Raw genomic sequence first — 16,068 nt, forward strand, 5'->3', positions numbered from 1 at the left:
CCCAGGGTCGTCACGTGAGCCGGGCGAAGACGAGCCTGCCGTTGGCGGTGACGAGCACGCTCGTCACCGTCGCACCGACCTCGGTGCCCACCCGCTCCCGCGACTTCTCCACGACGACCATTGTGCCGTCGTCCAGGTAGCCCACCGCCTGCCCGGCCTCCTTGCCCGGCCGGGTGAGCAGCACGCTCACCGTGTCGCCCGCGGTGACCGGCGGGCGCAGCGCGAGTGCGAGCGCGTGCAGGTTCATGACCCGGCAGCCGGACAGCGCCGCCGCCTTCGCGAGGTTCGTGTCGAGGGTCAGCAGCGCGGCCGGCCGGTCGAGGCACATCCGGACGAGCTTCGCGTCGACCTCGACGACCTCGGGCGCGAGGTCGGCGACGTACTCGACGTCGATGCTGCGCTCGCGGCGCAGCGCCTCGAGCGTCTCGAGGCCTCGCCGGCCCTTGGCGCGCCGCAGGTCGTCCCCGGCGTCCGCGAGCCCCTGCAGCTCGGCGACGACCGGCGCGCTGACGAGCATCGTGCCGTGGAGGAACCCCGCGCGGACGACGTCGAGCACCCGGCCGTCGATCGCGACCGACGTGTCGACCATCCGGGCCAGCGTCGCGACCGGGGCGACGTGCCCGTGGAGGCCGCCGATGCCGGCGCTCGGGCCGAGCAGGGACAGGACCCGCTCGCGCTGGGCCATCCCGACCCGGTAGCCGAGGGTGGCGACCGTGACGCAGACGAAGACGAACACCGGGATCGTCAGCGACGTCGACCCGACGAGGAGCATCGGCCAGGCCAGCCCGGCGGCGAGCAGGGTGCCGAGCACCGCGCCGGTGAGGCCGGCGAGCACCTGCTCGGCGGAGCGGCTGCGCAGCGCGCGCTCGGTCTGGGTCAGGGTGCGGCCGGTGAGCCGGCCGACGACGCCGCCGAGGACGTAGCCGAACGCGGCGCCGAGGATGATCCCGGTGCCCTCGGCGTCGAACGGGCCCATCCGCACCCGGTCGCTGTCGAGCCCGTGCGCGACCTGGTAGCCGACCCCCGCGAGGAACACGACGACGCAGAAGCGCAGCACCTCGACGACCACCGGCGGGACCCCCGACCCGAGGGGCTCGGCCGGCCGGCCGGCCGTCTCGGCCCCGGGGGCAGCCGCCTGGGCCGGAACGCGCGAGACGGCGCCCTCGTGGTCGAGGACGCCGTCCCGTGGCGCACCGATGTCGTGCGACTCAGACTCAGTTACAGAACGTGCGCGTGCGGTCACGCACTCAGGATGCCAGAACCTCGTCCAGGAGAGCCTCTGCCTTGTCCTCGTTCGTGTGCTCGGCGAGTGCGAGCTCCGACACGAGGATCTGGCGGGCCTTGGCGAGCATCCGCTTCTCACCGGCGGAGAGGCCACGGTCCTGGTCGCGGCGCCACAGGTCGCGGACGACCTCGGCCACCTTGATCACGTCACCGGAGGCGAGCTTCTCGAGGTTCGCCTTGTAGCGGCGCGACCAGTTGGTCGGCTCCTCCGCGTACGGCGCCCGGAGAACCTGGAAGACCTTGTCCAGCCCTTCCTGACCCACCACGTCACGGACGCCGACGAGGTCGACGTTCATGGCCGGTACTTCGATGGTGAGATCGCCCTGGGCGACCTTCAGGACCAGGTACTGACGCTCTTCCCCCTTGATGACCCTGGTCTTGATCTCCTCGATGAGTGCGGCCCCGTGATGGGGGTACACAACCGTCTCGCCGACCGTGAAAGCCATGTGGTCTTTTCCCCTTTCGCGACCTCTACCTTACCACGGCAGGGGGTGGACGTCACCGGGGCCGGGATCCGTTTGCGCAGGTCAGAGGCCTAATCGGCCTCACGGTGGGCCTTGACAGACCTCGGGGGGACGTGCTCCGCGCACGATCGGTCACGCGACTGCGCCACCTGAGGCGGGTCACGGGCGGCGGACGGATACTGCTGCAGTGACCGTGCCGGACGACGCGCGCACCCTCGAGGCGGACCGCGCCGTCTGGGTCGCCGAGGAGCGCCGGCGACGCCGCCGCAGACGGCTGCGCCGGCTCGTCCTGACCCGTCGCTGGGAGCGTTTCGGGCTCTCCGGGCCGATCCTCACGCTCTGCCTCCTGCTCACCGCCGGGGTCGGCTCGCTCGCGGTCGTCCTCGTCCCGCGTCCCCGGACCCCGCCGCCGGCCGCGGCGCCGCTGGCCGCCGTCCCACGGGTCGCCGTCCCGGCGGCGGACGCGCCCGCGCCGCCGGAGCCCGCCCCGGTCCTCGAGCGCGGCGGCGACATCCTCGGTCGCAGGCTGCCCGCCGCGGTGCTCACGGCGGACCTCGGCACGGTGACGACGGACGACGTCCGGCCCGCCGTGCTCCTGCTCGCCCCGGCGGACTGCGGCTGCGCACCGGCCGTACGCACGCTGTACGTGCAGGCCCGCGAGTTCCGGCTGAGCACGTGGCTCGTCGCGCCGGGAGGACGCGACGCCGCCTCGACGGCAGCGGCCCGGCGCGGCCTCGACGCCCTCGACGCGCAGGCGGCCGCCGGCGGGGCGCGCTGGGCCCTCGACCCGGACGACGTCCTCGCCCGCGGGACCCGCGCCCGCGGCCTCACCGTCGTCCTCGTCCGGCCGGACGGCACCGTCGCGGTCGTGCTCCGCGACGTCGCCCCGGACGGGCGCGGACTGCCTGCGATGGAGATCGCACTCGCCGCGCTCGCCCCTCGCCGGTGAGCGCCGCCCGGGCCGGTAGGCTGCGTGCCGACCCGGGCGAGGTCCGGGACAGCGCTCGCACGAAGGAGGCACGGCCCGTGACGTTCAGGACCGCATCGACGGCGGCCACCGTCCGACTCGCGGCTGCCGGCGTGGCCGTCGCCGCGGTGCTCACGGGGTGCTCGTTCACCAACCCGGCGACGATCGCGACGCCCTACGCGCCGAGCGACGGCACGGCGAGCACCATCGAGGACCCCGCCACGGGCGGCGTCGTCCGCCTGCGCAACTTCCTCCTCGTGACGAGCGAGGCCGGCGCCGCGGGTGTCGTGGCCGGCGCGATCGCCAACGAGGGCACCAAGCCCGTCACCGTCTCGCTCTCCGTGCAGGACGCGACCGGTGCGGCCGTCGGCCAGCCCGTCGACGTCGAGGTGACGCCCGGCACGCTGGCCCAGGTCGGCACCGGCGGCACCGCGCTCACCCTGCCCACGGTCCCGACCGGGCCCGGCACGAACCTGCGGATCAAGGCCTCGACGGGGGCCGGGTCCACGACATTCGCGCTGCCCGTGCTCGCCGCCTCCGGCCCGTACGCGACACTCACGCCGACGGCGACGCCCGAGGACTGACGCCTGCCGGGTCCGCCCGGAGAACGCCGCGAAGGCCGCACGAGGAGCTTCCTCGCGCGGCCTTCGTCGTCGTCCGGGGTAGGCCTACGGGCCTCAGCCGGTGCTCTCGAACTTGTAGCCGAGCCCGCGGACCGTCACGAGGTACTTGGGGTTGGCCGGGTCGGGCTCGATCTTGCTGCGCAGCCGCTTGACGTGGACGTCGAGCGTCTTGGTGTCGCCGACGTAGTCCGAGCCCCAGACCCGGTCGATGAGCTGCATCCGGGTCAGGACGCGGCCCGCGTTGCGCAGCAGGATCTCGAGCAGCTCGAACTCCTTGAGCGGCATCGCGACGGTCTGGTTGTCGACGGTGACGACGTGCCGCTCGACGTCCATCCGGACCGGGCCGGCCTCGATCGTCGCGGGTGCGAGCGACTCCGGTTCGGTGCCCCGGCGCAGGACGGCCCGGACCCGCGCCACGAGCTCGCGCGAGGAGTAGGGCTTCGTCACGTAGTCGTCGGCCCCGAGCTCGAGCCCGACGACCTTGTCGATCTCGCTGTCCTTGGCCGTGAGCATGATGACGGGGACGTTGCTCCGGGCGCGCAGCTGGCGGCACACCTCGGTCCCGGGCAGGCCCGGGAGCATGAGGTCGAGCAGGACGAGATCGGCGCCGTGGCGGTCGAACTCCGCCAGGGCGGCCGGGCCGTCGTCGGCGACGGCCACCTCGTAGCCCTCCTTGCGCAGGAGGTACGACAGCGGGTCGCTGAACGACTCCTCGTCCTCGACCACGAGGATGCGGGTCACAGTGCGGCTCCCCTCGGTTCTGCGTGCGCGCCGTCGTGGTCGGGGCGCGCGGTGGTGACGTGCGACGGGTCCGTCGCGACGTAGGTGTCGGCCGGGGGTTCCCCCTGCGCGACGGCGTCCGGCAGGCGCAGGGTGAAGGTCGAGCCCTCACCCTCCACGCTCCAGACGGTGACCTCGCCGCCGTGGTTGGCGGCGACGTGCTTGACGATCGACAGGCCGAGACCGGTGCCGCCGGTGGCCCGCGAGCGGGCCGGGTCGACGCGGTAGAACCGCTCGAAGATCCGGGCCTGCTCGGCCGGCGGGATCCCGATGCCCTGGTCGCTCACGGCGACCTCGACGAGGCCGTCGACCCGCCGGACGGCGACCCCGACGCGGGTCATCTCCGGCGAGTAGGCGATCGCATTGTCGATGAGGTTGCGGACGGCGGTCACGAGGAGGTTGTCGTCACCGAAGACGACCCCGCCGTCGTCCCCGCCGGTGACGACCTCGATCCGCTTGGCCTGGGCCGCGAGCCGGCACCGGTCGACGGCGTCGGCGATGATCTCGTCGACGTCGCACGGCTCGGGCGGGTGCGTGGCGTCGGCGACCTGCAGCCGGGAGAGGTCGATGATCTCCTGCACGAGCGTGGACAGCCGCATGGACTCGCGCTGCATCCGCTCGGAGAAGTGCTGGACGGCGTCCGGGTCGTCGGAGGCGTCGTGGACCGCCTCGGCGAGCAGGTGCAGCGCGCCGATCGGGGTCTTCAGCTCGTGGCTGACGTTCGCGACGAAGTCCCGGCGGATCTCCTCGACGCGGCGGGCCTCGGTGCGGTCCTCGACGAGCACGAGGACGTGCTCCGGGCCGAGCGGGGCGACCCGGGCGTGGACGACGAGCCGGGCCCGCCCGAGCGGGCCCCGGGCAAGCTCGAGCTCGCGCTCGCGGACCAGGCCGAAGCGGCGGGCCTCGGCGGCCATCTCGCGCAGCTCGGCGTGGACGATGTCGTGCCCGCGGACGAGGCCGAACGCGTACGCCGCCGGGCTGGCCTTGACGACGCCGTCCGCGGTGTCGAGGACGACGGCCGCCGACCGCAGCACGGAGAGCACCTCCCCGACGCCCGGCGGCAGCTCGGGCTCGGGCAGGCTGGCCAGGCCGAGCCGCTCGGTCTCGCTGATCCGGAACGCGAAGACGGCCAGGGCGCCGACCAGGAGGCCGACGAGCCCGGCGAGCACCGCCGCCGCAGACGCGTCCACGTCGTTCAGCGTAGGGCCGGATCCGGCCGGCGGAAGGCCACGGGCGGCCGACCGGGTGATCCCTTCGCCGCGAGTTCACCTTGCGGCCGGGACCCGTTCAACCCCCGCTCCCGCCCGCCTGCCACCGTTCACCGGGGCGCCGCCGTGGGGTCGGGGGCCGCATGTCGTCCCGCGGGTCGTCGCCGCAGGTCAGCCGTAGTCAGCAGCAGTCAGCCGTAGTTCAGAACCGTCGAGGAGACACCAGCGATGCGAGAGCACTTCCACGGCGAGCTGGCCGTGCTGTCCGAGGGCATGGTCGAGATGACCCGGCTCGTGGGGTCCGCGATCGCCCGCGGCACGACCGCTCTCCTGGACGCCGACCTCGGCCTGGCCGAGAGCGTCATCGCGGCGGACGAGCAGATCGACGCCCTCCAGATCGACCTCGAGGAGCGGTCCTTCGGCCTCATCGCCCGGCAGCAGCCGGTCGCGACCGACCTGCGGGTCATCATCACCGGGCTGCGGATGACCGCCGACCTGGAGCGGATGGGCGACCTCGCCCGGCACGTCGCCAAGCTCGCCCGGATGCGCTACCCCGGGTCGGCGATCCCCGCCGAGCTGCGCGGCACGATCGTCGAGATGGGCCAGGTCGCCGAGCGCGTCGTCGCGAAGACCGGTTCGGTCATCGCGACCCGCGACCTCACGCTCGCCGCCGAGCTCGAGACGGACGACGACGCGATGGACCAGCTGCACCGCACGCTGTTCGCGGTGCTGCTGTCGCCCGACTGGGAGCACGGCATCGAGACCGCGATCGACGTCACGCTCTGCGGGCGGTACTACGAGCGCTTCGCCGACCACGCGGTGTCGGTCGCGCGCCGCGTCGTCTACCTCGTGACGGGCGAGCGCCCGCACGTGACGTCGTCCGAGCACCAGACCGGCCTGCGCCCCGCCTGACCCCGTCACCCTCCCCGCGAGTTACCAGCGCGTATGACCCATCTAGCGGGTCATACGCGCTAGTAGCTGCTGGGGACGGGGTGGGTCAGCGGCCCTGGTTGGCGACGGCTGCGGCGGCGGCCGCGGCGGCCTCGGGGTCGAGGTAGGTGCCTCCGGGCACGGTCGGCGCGAGGTTCTCGTCGAGCTCGTAGACCAGGGGCATGCCGGTCGGGATGTTCAGGCCGGCGATCGCCTCGTCGCTGATGCCGTCGAGGTGCTTGACGAGCGCGCGCAGCGAGTTGCCGTGCGCCGCGACGAGCACGACCTTGCCCGCGCGCAGGTCCGGGACGATGTCGGTGTCCCAGTAGGGCAGCATCCGGACGACGACGTCCTTGAGGCACTCGCTCGCGGGCATGTCCGCGCCGAGGCCGGCGTACCGCGGGTCGCCCGCCTGGCTGAACTCGTCGCCGTCCTCGATGGGCGGCGGCGGGACGTCGTACGAGCGGCGCCAGAGCATGAACTGCTCCTCGCCGTACGTGTCGAGCGTCTGCTTCTTGTCCTTGCCCTGGAGCGCGCCGTAGTGCCGCTCGTTGAGGCGCCAGTGCCGCTTGACGGGGATCCAGTGCCGGTCCGCGGCGTCGAGCGCGAGGTTCGCGGTCGTGATGGCGCGGCGCAGCAGCGAGGTGTGGACGACGTCCGGCAGGACGCCGGCCTCGGTGAGGAGCCGGCCACCGGCCTCGGCCTCGGCGCGGCCCTTGTCCGACAGCGGGACGTCGACCCAGCCGGTGAAGAGGTTCTTCGCGTTCCAGTCGCTCTCGCCGTGGCGGAGCAGGACGAGCGTGTAGGTCATGCGGGAAAGGCTAGTGGGCCGCGGCAGGGCCCTCGGGGGCCGTCCGGTCCTCGGAACCCGGCGCCTGCGACGGCTGCTCCGACGACGGCTCCGACGACGGCTCCGACGACGGCTCGAGCAGATGCCGGAACGCCTCGAGGTTGTGCGTCGGCTCGCCGCGCGACACCCGCCACGCCCACTCCCGCTTCATCGAGCTGACGAAGCCGATCGCGAGGAGCTCGTTGAAGGCCCCGTCGGACGCCGTGAGCACCGCACCGAGGAGCCGGTCGAGCTCGTCCTCGGTGACGGCGTCGACGGGCAGCCGGCCGACGACGAAGACGTCCCCGGCGGGGTCGAGGGCGAAGGCGATGCCGGGCAGGCGCAGGTTGCGCCGCAGGAGCCAGCGGTAGAACTCCTCGTGGTTCTCGTCCGGGCGGCGGACGACGAACGCCGACGCGGTGAGCGCGGCGTCACCGACGAGGATCGAGACGGCCGTGCGCAGCTTCGCCTCACCGGGCAGGACGACGACGACCTCGCCGGGGCGGGCCCCGAGGTCCGACTCGACCCCGGCGCCCGCGACCCAGGCGTGCACCGCGGCCTCGGCGCGCTCGCGGGGCGACATCCCGTCGGTCACGGCGCCACGGCCAGGCCGCTGCCCAGACCCGCCAGCGCCGGCCCGGCGGGCACGAGGAGCGGCCCGGAACCGGCGCCCAGCGGGGCCCGGAGCAGGTTGCGGTGCCGGTCGACGGCCTCGGCGTACGCCTCGAGCGTGCGGTCGACGGTCGCCTCCCAGCTGAACCGGCTCGCGTGCAGCACCGCGGCGGCCGCCATCGCGTCCCGGCGCGGCCGGTCGGCGAGCAGACCGCCGAGCACCCGGGCCCAGTCGAGCGGGTCGTGCCCGTCGACGAGGAGCCCGCTCACGCCGTCCGACACGGCGGTGGGCAGCCCGCCGACCGCGGCGGCGACGACCGGCGAGCCGCAGGCCTGCGCCTCGACGGCGACCAGCCCGAACGACTCGTTGTACGACGGCACGGTGACGACGTCGGCCGCCCGGTACCAGTGCGCGAGCAGCGCCCGCGGGGCCGGCGGGTGGAACGTCACGACGCCGCCGAGGCCCAGGTCGGCGACGAGCCGCTGGAGCTCCTCGGGGCGGTCGAGCCCGCTGCCGCTCGGGCCGCCGACGATCGCGACCTGGAGCGGGCGGGCCACGCCGCCGGCGGCCCGCTCGCGGACCAGGTGCGCGGCGGCCCGCACGAGCACGTCGGGCGCCTTGAGCGGCTGGATCCGGCCGACGAAGAGCAGCAGGTCGGCGTCCTGCGGGACGCCGAGGCGCCGCCGGGCCGCGGCGCGGCCGTCCGGGCCCCCTGGGGTGAAGACGTCGAGGTCGACCCCGGGCGGGACGACGGAGACGCGCTCGGGGCGGGCGCCGTAGAGCTCGACGAGCTGGCGGGCCTCGTCGTCGGTGTTCGCGACGAGCCCGTCGGCGGCGTCGACGACCTGCTCCTCGCCGATGACGCGGACGGCCGGCTCGGGCCGGTCGCCGTCCGCGAGCATGGCGTTCTTCACCTTGGCCATGGTGTGCATCGTGTGGACGAGCGGGGTGCACCAGCGGTCGGCGGCGAGCCAGCCGACCTGGCCGGAGAGCCAGTAGTGCGAGTGCACGAGGTCGTACCAGCCCGGCTCGCGGCGGGCCTCGACGCGCATGACGCCCGCGGTGAACGCGCAGAGCTGGCCGGGCAGGTCGTCCTTCGACAGCCCCTCGAACGGGCCGGCGGTGACGTGCCGGACGAGCACGCCCGGCGCCAGCTCGGTGACCGGCTCGGCACCGCTCGACGTGGCCCGGGTGAAGATCTCGACCTCGGTGCCGCGGGCCGCCAGCCGGCGGGCGGTCTCGACGATGTAGACGTTCATCCCGCCGGCGTCACCCGTGCCGGGCTGCTCGAGCGGCGAGGTGTGCACCGTGAGCATCGCGACCCGGCGCGGCGTGCGGTCACGCCCGGCGCGGCCGGACAGCCCTCTGCCGGGCACGGCGGTCGGGGACACTCGCGGCTCCTTCGTCGGCGGCACGTCGCGCGGGGCCACCCGGCCCCTCTCGCCGCAGGGTGCGAACGCGCCCGGCGGCCGATTGCTTCCGCACCGGCTGCTGCACCCGGACCCGTCGTGCGCCCGGGCCCGGGCGTCCGGGCCCGGTTCCTGCTGCCGACGCTAGCGCGGCGCACCGACGGGCACCTCGTCGAACCGGTCCCTGGGCCCGGACGAGTCGCCACGATCCGGGGCATCTCCCCCGCGGACGTCGCCGATCTCACGCGTGCGCGAGCCGCGGGGCCCGCCCCTAGGCTTGCCGTCGTGGCGCGCGCCGGCAGGCCGACCCGTCCGGTCGGCACCATCACCCGCGGCACGACCAACCCCAACCGGCTGCGCCGCGTCGACCGCTGGCTCGCCGGCCCCCAGGCCTGGCGGCTGCGCCGGGCCGCCGACCCCGTCGTCGTCGACCTCGGTTACGGCGCGACCCCGGTGACCGCGGTCGAGCTGCGGGACCGGCTGCGCGCCGTCCGGGCCGACGTCGAGGTCGTCGGCGTCGAGATCGACCCGGTGCGGGTCACGGCCGCGCTGCCGCTGGCGGGTGACGGTCTGTCGTTCGCCCTCGGGGGCTTCGAGGTGCCGCTGCCCGGCGGCCGCCGGCCGGTCGTCGTCCGGGCCTTCAACGTGCTGCGGCAGTACGACGAGGCGGACGTCGCGGGGGCCTGGTCCGCGGTCCGGGAGCGGCTCGCCCCCGGCGGGCTGCTCGTCGACGGCACGTGCGACGAGATCGGCCGGCGCGCCGCCTGGGTCGCCGTGACCGCCGAGGACGGCCCGGTCTCGCTGACGCTCTCCCTGCGTTTCGGCGCCTTCGAGCGCCCGTCGGACGTCGCGGAGCGGCTGCCGAAGGTCCTCATCCACCGCAACGTCCCCGGCGAGCGGGTGCACGACGCGCTCGGGGCGCTCGACGCGGCGTGGGCCCGCGCCGCCCACCGGGCGACGTTCGGGGCCCGGCAGCGCTGGGTCGAGACCGCACGGACGCTGCGGGCCGAGGGCTGGCCGGTCCTCGACGGACCGTCCCGCTGGCGGCTCGGGGAGCTCACGCTGGCGTGGGACGCCGTCCGGCCGGACCAGGTGCCGGGGCGGACCAGCGGCTAGATCTGGTACTCCCCCGGCACCTCGTCGATGAGCTGGTTCATCTCCATCGCGGGCCGGTCGCAGCCCCCGTGCCCGACGACCCGGGCCGGGACGCCGACGGCGGTCGAGCGCGGCGGCACCGGCTTGAGGACGACGCTGCCGGCGCCGATCCGGCTGTACTCGCCGATCTCGGTGTTGCCGAGGACCTTCGCGCCGGCCCCGATCATGACCCCGCGCCGGACCTTCGGGTGCCGGTCGCCGGACTCCTTGCCGGTGCCGCCGAGGGTGACGCCCTGCAGGAGCGAGACGTCGTCCTCGACGACGGCGGTCTCGCCGATGACGACCCCGGTGCCGTGGTCGATCATGACCCCGCAGCCGATCCGGGCCGCCGGGTGGATGTCGACCCCGAACACCTCGGAGATCCGGCTCTGGAAGTGGAAGGCCAGCGCCGTGCGGTCCTTGCCCCACAGCCAGTGCGTCACGCGGTACGCCTGGAGCGAGTGGAAGCCCTTGAAGAAGAGGAACGGCTCGACGAGCGTGCGGACGGCGGGGTCGCGGTCGTAGATCGCCGACAGGTCCCGGCGGACGTGCTCGCCGAGCATCTCGTCGTCCTCGAACGCCTCGTCGAAGACCTGGTGCACCTGGAGCGCACCGACGTCGTCGTTCGCGAGCTTGTGCGCGAGGTGGTAGCTGAGCGCCCGCTCCATCCGGTCGTGCCCGAGGATCGTCGCGTGGACGAAGCTGGCGAGCACCGGCTCGCCCGCCGCCATCCGGGTGGCGTCGTCCCGCAGCCGCGCCCAGATCGGGTCACGGACCACGGAGGGGACGACGGAGATCGCGCGGTCGGCCATGCTCCGAGGGTAAGCCGACCGCCCCCGCCCCGGCGACCCGCGCCCCACGACGGCGCCCGCCGCCCACCGCTCATGCTCGCGGTGGGTACCGCTCCACGGCTCCCGGAGCGCCCTGAACGGTACGCACCGCGAGCACGGGCGGCAGGCGGGATCGGTGTGCCGGGCTCAGGGCTCGAGCACGACCTTGCCCCGGACCCGGCCGGAGCCGACCCGGCGGACGGCGTCGGCGGCGTCCGCGAGCGGGTAGGTCGCGTCGACGACCGGGCGCAGCGCCCCGGCCTCGACCCGCTCGGTGAGCAGGGCGAGCGACCGGGTGCTCGTCACCGAGGCGAGCGGTGCGAGCCGCTGCCGGACGAACGGGTTGAGCAGCAGGGCACGCAGCTGACGGCTGAAGCCGCCGAGCGGGCCGCCCTTGCCCTCGCCGCCGACGAGGACGGCTGCCCCGGTCGGCGTGAGCAGAGCCCGTAGCCGGCGCAGGGACCGGTTGCCGGCGGTGTCGACGACGACGTCGAACGACCTGTCCGCCTGCGCCGCAACGGGTCCGGCGTCGAAGACCGCCCGGTCGACGACCTCGTCGGCGCCGAGCGCCCGGACGTGGTCGGCCTTGTCCGCACCGCAGACGCCGGTGACGTGCGCACCGGCGGCCTTCGCGAGCTGGACGACCAGGCTGCCGACACCGCCGCCCGCACCGAGCACGAGCACCCGCCTACCCGGCGCGACCGCGCCCTCCCCGGCCGCGCGGACCGCGAGCACCGCCGTCACGCCGCTCACCGCGAGTGCGGCGGCCTCGGCGAAGGACAGCCCGGAGGGCTTGGTGTGCAACGACTTCGCGGCACCGAGCGCCTTCTGCGCGAACGAGCCGCGGACGACGCCGTAGACCTCGTCGCCGACGCGGAAGCCGGTGACCCGCTCACCGACCGCCTCGACGACGCCGGCGGCCTCGAGCCCCGGCGTGCGCTGCCGCGGGCGGCGCAGGCCGGTGGCGACCCGCACCCCCTTCGGCAGACCGGTCACGAGGTGCCAGGCGCCGCGGTCGACGCCGGCGGCACGGACGGCGACGAGCACGTCGTCCGGGCCGGGTCGCGGGACGGCGACGTCCTCGACGGCGAGCGCGCGGCCGAGCGCGTCGCCGTCGGCATAGGCGTTCTGCACCAGGGCTTTCATCGTGGCGGGCGGAGCGCTCATGAGGGGTCCTCGGGATAGTGGAAGACGGCGTCGAGCGGGACGCCGAAGGCACGGGCGATCTGGAACGCGACCTCGAGCGACGGGCTGTACCGGCCCTGCTCGATCGCGATGAGGGTCTGCCGGGTGACGCCGATCCGGTCGGCGAGCTGGGCCTGGGTCATCTCGCCGTGACTGAAGCGCAGCGCCCGGATCGAGTTCGTGACCCGCGTCGGCCTCACCACGGCAGGCCCACGCGGTACATGACGACCTTGGCGACCGACCCGACGACGGCCGAGAGCACGAACCCGAGGTAGATCGCGTTGGCGATCCAGAACGGGTGCTGCTCGGCGAGCGCGAGGAGCATCGCCGTGACGGCGCCGATGACGAGGAAGGCCTGGCCGACCTGGTCCCCGAGACGGCCGATCTCGGCGTCCCGGTCGTCCGTCGTCCGCGGGTCCCGCGGCCGCAGGACGCCGAGCGCGACCTCGACGGCGACGTTCGCCACGATCGCGCCGCCGACCGACCACAGGAGCGCCCCGGCGTAGGGGACGCCGGGCAGCGACACCCCGTCGCCGAGCCGCCCCAGGACGACCACGACGTACGCGGCGTAGGCGAGCACGGCGACGACGAGCATCGTCCACGCGCGCTTCTCGAGGAAGGTCATGACGGTCCTCCGGACGGGTCCGACCCTGCGATGTACAGAATCTTTGACATCTCGAAGGTAAAGCAGAGTGGACACGAGGTCAAGAATTCTTTACATGCCGTCGCTGACGAAGCCCCCTTGCGAGGAGGGCGCGACCGGTCAGACCTCGAGAACGAGCGTGAAGGGACCGTCGTTGACGAGCTCGACGGCCATGTCGGCCCCGAACCGGCCGCGCGCGACCTCGAGCCCGAGGTCGGCGACCGCGGCGGCGAAGGCGTCGACGAGCGGTTCGGCGACCGGGCCGGGCGCGGCGTCGACCCACGACGGCCGGCGGCCCTTGCGCGTGTCGCCGTAGAGGGTGAACTGGCTGACGACGAGGACGGCGGCCCCGACGTCGAGCGCGGACGCCTCGTCGGCGCGACCGGTCCCCGAGGCGCTGCCGTCGGGGTCGCGCATGATCCGCAGGTCGCACACCTTGCGCGCGAGGCGCTGCGCGGTCTGCGCGGTGTCGGCGTGGGTCACGCCGACGAGCACCGCCAGGCCCGGCCGGGAGATCTCCCCGACGACCTCGCCCGCGACCGTGACGCACGCACGGGAGACCCGCTGGACGACGACCCTCACGCCCCGCTCCCCTCGCGGCCGTACCCGGGGCCGCGCATCAGAACGCGACCTCGACGACCCCGACCTCCCGGCCGTGCCCGAGCACCGGCACGTGCGCGAGCGCGTCGAGCGCCGCGCCGTCCACGCCGTCGGCCCCGTCCTCGACGCCGAGCCGGCGCAGCAGCGCGACGAGGGTCTGCACCCGGGCCCGGTCGGAGCCGTCGGCGACCTTGACCGCGACCGCGCGACCGTCGGGCAGCGCCGCCGCGTAGACCGCCTCGGCGCCGTCCTTGGCGACGAGCCCGGGGACGGCGCGGAGCACGGCGGTGACGTCGCGGCCGGTGCCGCCGAGCCACTCCGGATGCGTCCGGACGGCGTCCGCGACACGCGCCTCGGGGGTCCCGGCCGGGGCCGTCGAGATCCGCGCGAACGCGCGCGCGAGCCCGACGGTCGAGATGGCGAGCACCGGTGCCCCGCAGCCGTCGACGCCGGTCGCGGCGACGGCCTCGCCGGCGAGGTCGGCGACCGTCGCCGCGATCGTGGTCTGCAGCGGGTGCACGGGGTCGAGGTAGGTGTCGAGCGGCCAGTCGTTCTCCGCGCACGTCGCGAGCATCGCCGCGTGCTTGCCGGAGCAGTTCTGCGCCTGCGCCGTCGGCGCCCTGCCGGCGACCTGCCAGGCGAGCCGGTCGACCTCGTCCAGCGGCAGGTCGGCGGTGTTCCGCAACGCGTCGACGGTGAGGCCGGCGGCACCGAGCACGCGCGCGACGCCGTCCTGGTGGTACCGCTCGCCGGAGTGGCTGGACGCCGCGAGCGCGAGCAGGTGCCCGTCGAGCCGCAGCCCCGCGCGGAGCATCGCGACGGCCTGCATCGGCTTGTTCGACGACCGCGGGAAGATCGGCGCGGTGACGTCCCCGACGGCGGCGACGACCGCGCCGGCCGGGTCGAGCGCCACCGCGGTCCCGCGGTGCTCCCCCTCGACGAACCCGGAACGGACGACGCGTGCGAGGAGGCCGTAGGTCACGCGCGGAGCCTACTGGCGACGCCCGCGCGCCCCGGCCGGCAGGTCAGGGCCGGGGTCAGGAGCCGGTACCGACCGGCACACCGCCGGCCGCGTAGCGCCGGGCGATCTCCGCGGTCAGCGCGTCGACGACGCCCTGCACCTCGCGCCGCACCCGGCTGACCCGGGCTTCTACGTCGACGAGCTTCGCGACCGCCGCGGCGAGCGCCTCGTCCGACATGTCGTCGGTCGCCGAGCCGCCGACGTCCGCGACGGCCCGCTCGGCCTCGCGGCGGTGCTCACCGATCCGGCTGGGCTCGGAGACCGTGTGGCGGCCCATCCCGTGGTCCTGCCGGCGCTCGTCGGCCAGCACGAGGGACAGCGCCTTGACGATCTCCTCGTCGGTGCGCGGGTGCCCGGACATCGGCCCGTCACCGCGGCGCGCCGCCTGCTCGGCCCGCAGGATGTCGATCCGGCCCTGGAGCAGCCGCCGCGCGTACGACAGGTCGGTCTCCTCCTGGTCCGCCTCGGCACGGCGGGCCCGGATGTCGTCGAGGTCGAGACCGTCGAGACCGGCCACGAAGTCGGGTGCGAGCACCCGGTCGACACGGCGCCGCCCGCCGGGCAGGTAGTCCGTCATCGTCTCTCCTGAACGCTCGCGTGCCGGGGAGGTCACGACCTCCCCGGTCTTCCGGCACCAAACCTACCGCCCATCATGCACGCATGACGCCGGATAGTGACGGCTCGCTTACTCAGAAGTACCCAAGAAGTCGGTGAGGACCTCCCGCAGCCGGTCCCGCCCGGTCCAGAGCACCCCGCCCGGCGGCAGCACGACGAGCTCCGCGGCCGGCAGCGCGGCCGCGAGCCGGCGGGCCCCGTCGACCGGGTGGACGTCGTCCCCCTCCTGGGCGAGGACGAGCACCGGCAGCCGGACGGCGGCCAGCACGGCCGGGGCGGTGTCCAGGTCCGCGAGCGGCGCGGCACCGGCGAACGCGCGGAGCACGGGCGGCAGCCCCGGCCCGACGATCTCGGCGGCCCGCCGCCGGGCCCACAGCCCCACCGACGGCAGCCGCCGGACGGCCTCGGGCTGCTGGTCGCGCAGGAGCGCCGCGGCCCGGACGGCGTCCCGCGCCTCGAGCGCGTCGGCGAGGTCGAGCAGCCGCAACCGGCCCGGGTCCTGCTCCGGCGCCGGGTCGTGGAGCGCCGCGGGCAGCGCGAGGACGACCCGCTCGTACGGCAGGGGCGCACCGTCAGCGGCCGCCCCGGCGAGCGAGCGCAGCAGGGCGCCGGCGCCGAGACTCACCCCGAGCGCGCGGGTCGCCCCGGTCGCCGACCGGACCGCCTCGACCTCGGCCGCGAGGTCCGCGTAGGTGCCGGGCCCGTCGGGCGGGACGACGGTGCCGCCGTGCCCGCGCAGGTGGGGCAGCACCTTCGTGCCGGGCAGCCCGGAGCCGAACGGACGGGTCTGGGCGACGGAGCCGGCCAGACCGTGCACGAGGAGGGTGACCGGGGAGCCGGTCCCGGTGACGAGGTACTCGACCGGGCCGGACGCCGCGGCTGTGACGAGGTAGCCGGGGGCGGCCGGGGCGGCCGCCCCCGGCTACCTCGTCA

At 75.0% G+C, this 16,068-nt stretch carries 19 protein-coding genes; 4 read left to right on the forward strand and 15 right to left on the reverse strand.

Annotation, left to right across the window (positions count from 1 at the left end):
* Positions 1 to 10: 10 nt before the first annotated feature.
* Positions 11 to 1,243, reverse strand: coding sequence for a PIN/TRAM domain-containing protein (locus tag ECOMGDLI_RS33680; protein WP_143447553.1), 1,233 nt, complete (start codon positions 1,241 to 1,243; stop codon positions 11 to 13).
* A 4-nt stretch (positions 1,244 to 1,247) separates the two neighbouring features.
* Positions 1,248 to 1,730, reverse strand: coding sequence for a CarD family transcriptional regulator (locus ECOMGDLI_RS07120; RefSeq protein WP_088282516.1), 483 nt, complete (start codon positions 1,728 to 1,730; stop codon positions 1,248 to 1,250).
* Positions 1,731 to 1,935: 205 nt separating this feature from the next.
* On the opposite strand from ECOMGDLI_RS07120, the gene ECOMGDLI_RS07125 reads away from it, so the two are divergent.
* Positions 1,936 to 2,697 (forward strand): hypothetical protein, encoded by a 762-nt coding sequence (locus ECOMGDLI_RS07125; RefSeq protein ID WP_088315508.1) that lies wholly within the window; start codon positions 1,936 to 1,938, stop codon positions 2,695 to 2,697.
* 77 nt (positions 2,698 to 2,774) lie between these two features.
* A complete protein-coding gene (locus ECOMGDLI_RS07130; RefSeq protein WP_143447554.1) occupies positions 2,775 to 3,299 on the forward strand; it encodes a hypothetical protein in 525 nt (174 codons plus the stop codon).
* Between the two features lie 93 nt (positions 3,300 to 3,392).
* Here the strand turns inward: ECOMGDLI_RS07130 and ECOMGDLI_RS07135 are convergent, their stop codons facing one another.
* A complete protein-coding gene (locus ECOMGDLI_RS07135) occupies positions 3,393 to 4,079 on the reverse strand; it encodes a response regulator transcription factor (RefSeq protein WP_088282854.1) in 687 nt (228 codons plus the stop codon).
* Positions 4,076 to 5,308, reverse strand: a complete 1,233-nt coding sequence (locus ECOMGDLI_RS07140) for a cell wall metabolism sensor histidine kinase WalK (protein WP_088315512.1) — start codon at positions 5,306 to 5,308, stop codon at positions 4,076 to 4,078. Before ECOMGDLI_RS07140 ends, ECOMGDLI_RS07135 begins: the two co-directional genes overlap by 4 nt.
* Before the next feature lie 246 nt (positions 5,309 to 5,554).
* Here ECOMGDLI_RS07140 and phoU point away from each other — a divergent pair, with 246 nt between their 5' ends.
* Positions 5,555 to 6,238, forward strand: coding sequence for a phosphate signaling complex protein PhoU (gene phoU, locus ECOMGDLI_RS07145; RefSeq protein WP_088315514.1), 684 nt, complete (start codon positions 5,555 to 5,557; stop codon positions 6,236 to 6,238).
* 85 nt (positions 6,239 to 6,323) lie between these two features.
* Here phoU and ECOMGDLI_RS07150 read toward each other — a convergent pair whose 3' ends face one another.
* The 3 genes from ECOMGDLI_RS07150 to mshA are packed head-to-tail and all read right to left on the reverse strand — an operon-like array spanning position 6,324 to position 9,014.
* Positions 6,324 to 7,067, reverse strand: coding sequence for a phosphoglyceromutase (locus ECOMGDLI_RS07150; protein ID WP_088315516.1), 744 nt, complete (start codon positions 7,065 to 7,067; stop codon positions 6,324 to 6,326).
* Between the two features lie 10 nt (positions 7,068 to 7,077).
* Complete coding sequence (locus tag ECOMGDLI_RS07155; RefSeq protein ID WP_233153348.1) at positions 7,078 to 7,680, reverse strand: YbjN domain-containing protein; 603 nt, start codon at positions 7,678 to 7,680, stop codon at positions 7,078 to 7,080.
* Positions 7,677 to 9,014: a D-inositol-3-phosphate glycosyltransferase gene (gene mshA / locus ECOMGDLI_RS07160; protein WP_088315551.1), complete on the reverse strand. Its 1,338-nt coding sequence runs from the start codon at positions 9,012 to 9,014 to the stop codon at positions 7,677 to 7,679. The genes ECOMGDLI_RS07155 and mshA overlap by 4 nt, the downstream gene beginning before the upstream one ends.
* Before the next feature lie 378 nt (positions 9,015 to 9,392).
* Between mshA and ECOMGDLI_RS07165 the strand changes: the two genes are divergently transcribed.
* The gene (locus tag ECOMGDLI_RS07165; RefSeq protein ID WP_088315517.1) at positions 9,393 to 10,223 is read left to right on the forward strand and encodes an SAM-dependent methyltransferase; all 831 of its coding nucleotides are present in this window, start codon (positions 9,393 to 9,395) and stop codon (positions 10,221 to 10,223) included.
* Here the strand turns inward: ECOMGDLI_RS07165 and cysE are convergent.
* The 8 genes from cysE to ECOMGDLI_RS07205 form a co-directional block, all read right to left on the reverse strand.
* Entirely contained in the window at positions 10,220 to 11,053 is an 834-nt protein-coding gene (gene cysE, locus ECOMGDLI_RS07170) for a serine O-acetyltransferase (protein WP_088315519.1), read from the reverse strand. The genes ECOMGDLI_RS07165 and cysE overlap by 4 nt on opposite strands.
* 165 nt (positions 11,054 to 11,218) lie before the next feature.
* On the reverse strand, positions 11,219 to 12,238 hold the full coding sequence (locus ECOMGDLI_RS07175; protein ID WP_198954636.1) for an NAD(P)-dependent alcohol dehydrogenase: 1,020 nt from the start codon (positions 12,236 to 12,238) through the stop codon (positions 11,219 to 11,221).
* The gene (locus ECOMGDLI_RS07180; protein ID WP_088315523.1) at positions 12,235 to 12,459 is read right to left on the reverse strand and encodes a helix-turn-helix transcriptional regulator; all 225 of its coding nucleotides are present in this window, start codon (positions 12,457 to 12,459) and stop codon (positions 12,235 to 12,237) included. The genes ECOMGDLI_RS07175 and ECOMGDLI_RS07180 overlap by 4 nt, the downstream gene beginning before the upstream one ends.
* Positions 12,453 to 12,881, reverse strand: coding sequence for a hypothetical protein (locus tag ECOMGDLI_RS07185; RefSeq protein WP_088315525.1), 429 nt, complete (start codon positions 12,879 to 12,881; stop codon positions 12,453 to 12,455). Before ECOMGDLI_RS07185 ends, ECOMGDLI_RS07180 begins: the two co-directional genes overlap by 7 nt.
* Before the next feature lie 138 nt (positions 12,882 to 13,019).
* On the reverse strand, positions 13,020 to 13,481 hold the full coding sequence (dtd, locus tag ECOMGDLI_RS07190; protein ID WP_088315527.1) for a D-aminoacyl-tRNA deacylase: 462 nt from the start codon (positions 13,479 to 13,481) through the stop codon (positions 13,020 to 13,022).
* A gap of 37 nt (positions 13,482 to 13,518) precedes the next feature.
* Positions 13,519 to 14,481 (reverse strand): asparaginase, encoded by a 963-nt coding sequence (locus tag ECOMGDLI_RS07195; protein WP_088315529.1) that lies wholly within the window; start codon positions 14,479 to 14,481, stop codon positions 13,519 to 13,521.
* A 55-nt stretch (positions 14,482 to 14,536) separates the two neighbouring features.
* Positions 14,537 to 15,097: an aerial mycelium formation protein gene (locus tag ECOMGDLI_RS07200; protein WP_088315531.1), complete on the reverse strand. Its 561-nt coding sequence runs from the start codon at positions 15,095 to 15,097 to the stop codon at positions 14,537 to 14,539.
* A gap of 108 nt (positions 15,098 to 15,205) precedes the next feature.
* Positions 15,206 to 15,952 carry an alpha/beta fold hydrolase gene (locus ECOMGDLI_RS07205; protein WP_088315533.1) on the reverse strand — a complete coding sequence of 249 codons (747 nt, stop codon included), beginning with the start codon at positions 15,950 to 15,952 and terminating at the stop codon, positions 15,206 to 15,208.
* Positions 15,953 to 16,068 lie beyond the last annotated feature (116 nt).

Source organism: Kineosporia sp. R_H_3 (assembly GCF_002198675.1).
In the GTDB taxonomy this organism is placed as follows: domain Bacteria; phylum Actinomycetota; class Actinomycetes; order Actinomycetales; family Kineosporiaceae; genus R-H-3.

What these genes read in the sequence shown, in the direction of transcription:
- ECOMGDLI_RS07120 (WP_088282516.1), bottom strand. Translation starts at nt 1,730, where the DNA reads ATGGCTTTCACGGTCGGCGAGACGGTTGTGTACCCCCATCACGGGGCC.
- phoU (WP_088315514.1), top strand. Translation starts at nt 5,555, where the DNA reads ATGCGAGAGCACTTCCACGGCGAGCTGGCCGTGCTGTCCGAGGGCATG.
- ECOMGDLI_RS07150 (WP_088315516.1), bottom strand. Translation starts at nt 7,067, where the DNA reads ATGACCTACACGCTCGTCCTGCTCCGCCACGGCGAGAGCGACTGGAAC.
- mshA (WP_088315551.1), bottom strand. Translation starts at nt 9,014, where the DNA reads ATGCTCACGGTGCACACCTCGCCGCTCGAGCAGCCCGGCACGGGTGAC.
- cysE (WP_088315519.1), bottom strand. Translation starts at nt 11,053, where the DNA reads ATGGCCGACCGCGCGATCTCCGTCGTCCCCTCCGTGGTCCGTGACCCG.
- ECOMGDLI_RS07175 (WP_198954636.1), bottom strand. Translation starts at nt 12,238, where the DNA reads ATGAGCGCTCCGCCCGCCACGATGAAAGCCCTGGTGCAGAACGCCTAT.
- ECOMGDLI_RS07185 (WP_088315525.1), bottom strand. Translation starts at nt 12,881, where the DNA reads ATGACCTTCCTCGAGAAGCGCGCGTGGACGATGCTCGTCGTCGCCGTG.
- ECOMGDLI_RS07200 (WP_088315531.1), bottom strand. Translation starts at nt 15,097, where the DNA reads ATGACGGACTACCTGCCCGGCGGGCGGCGCCGTGTCGACCGGGTGCTC.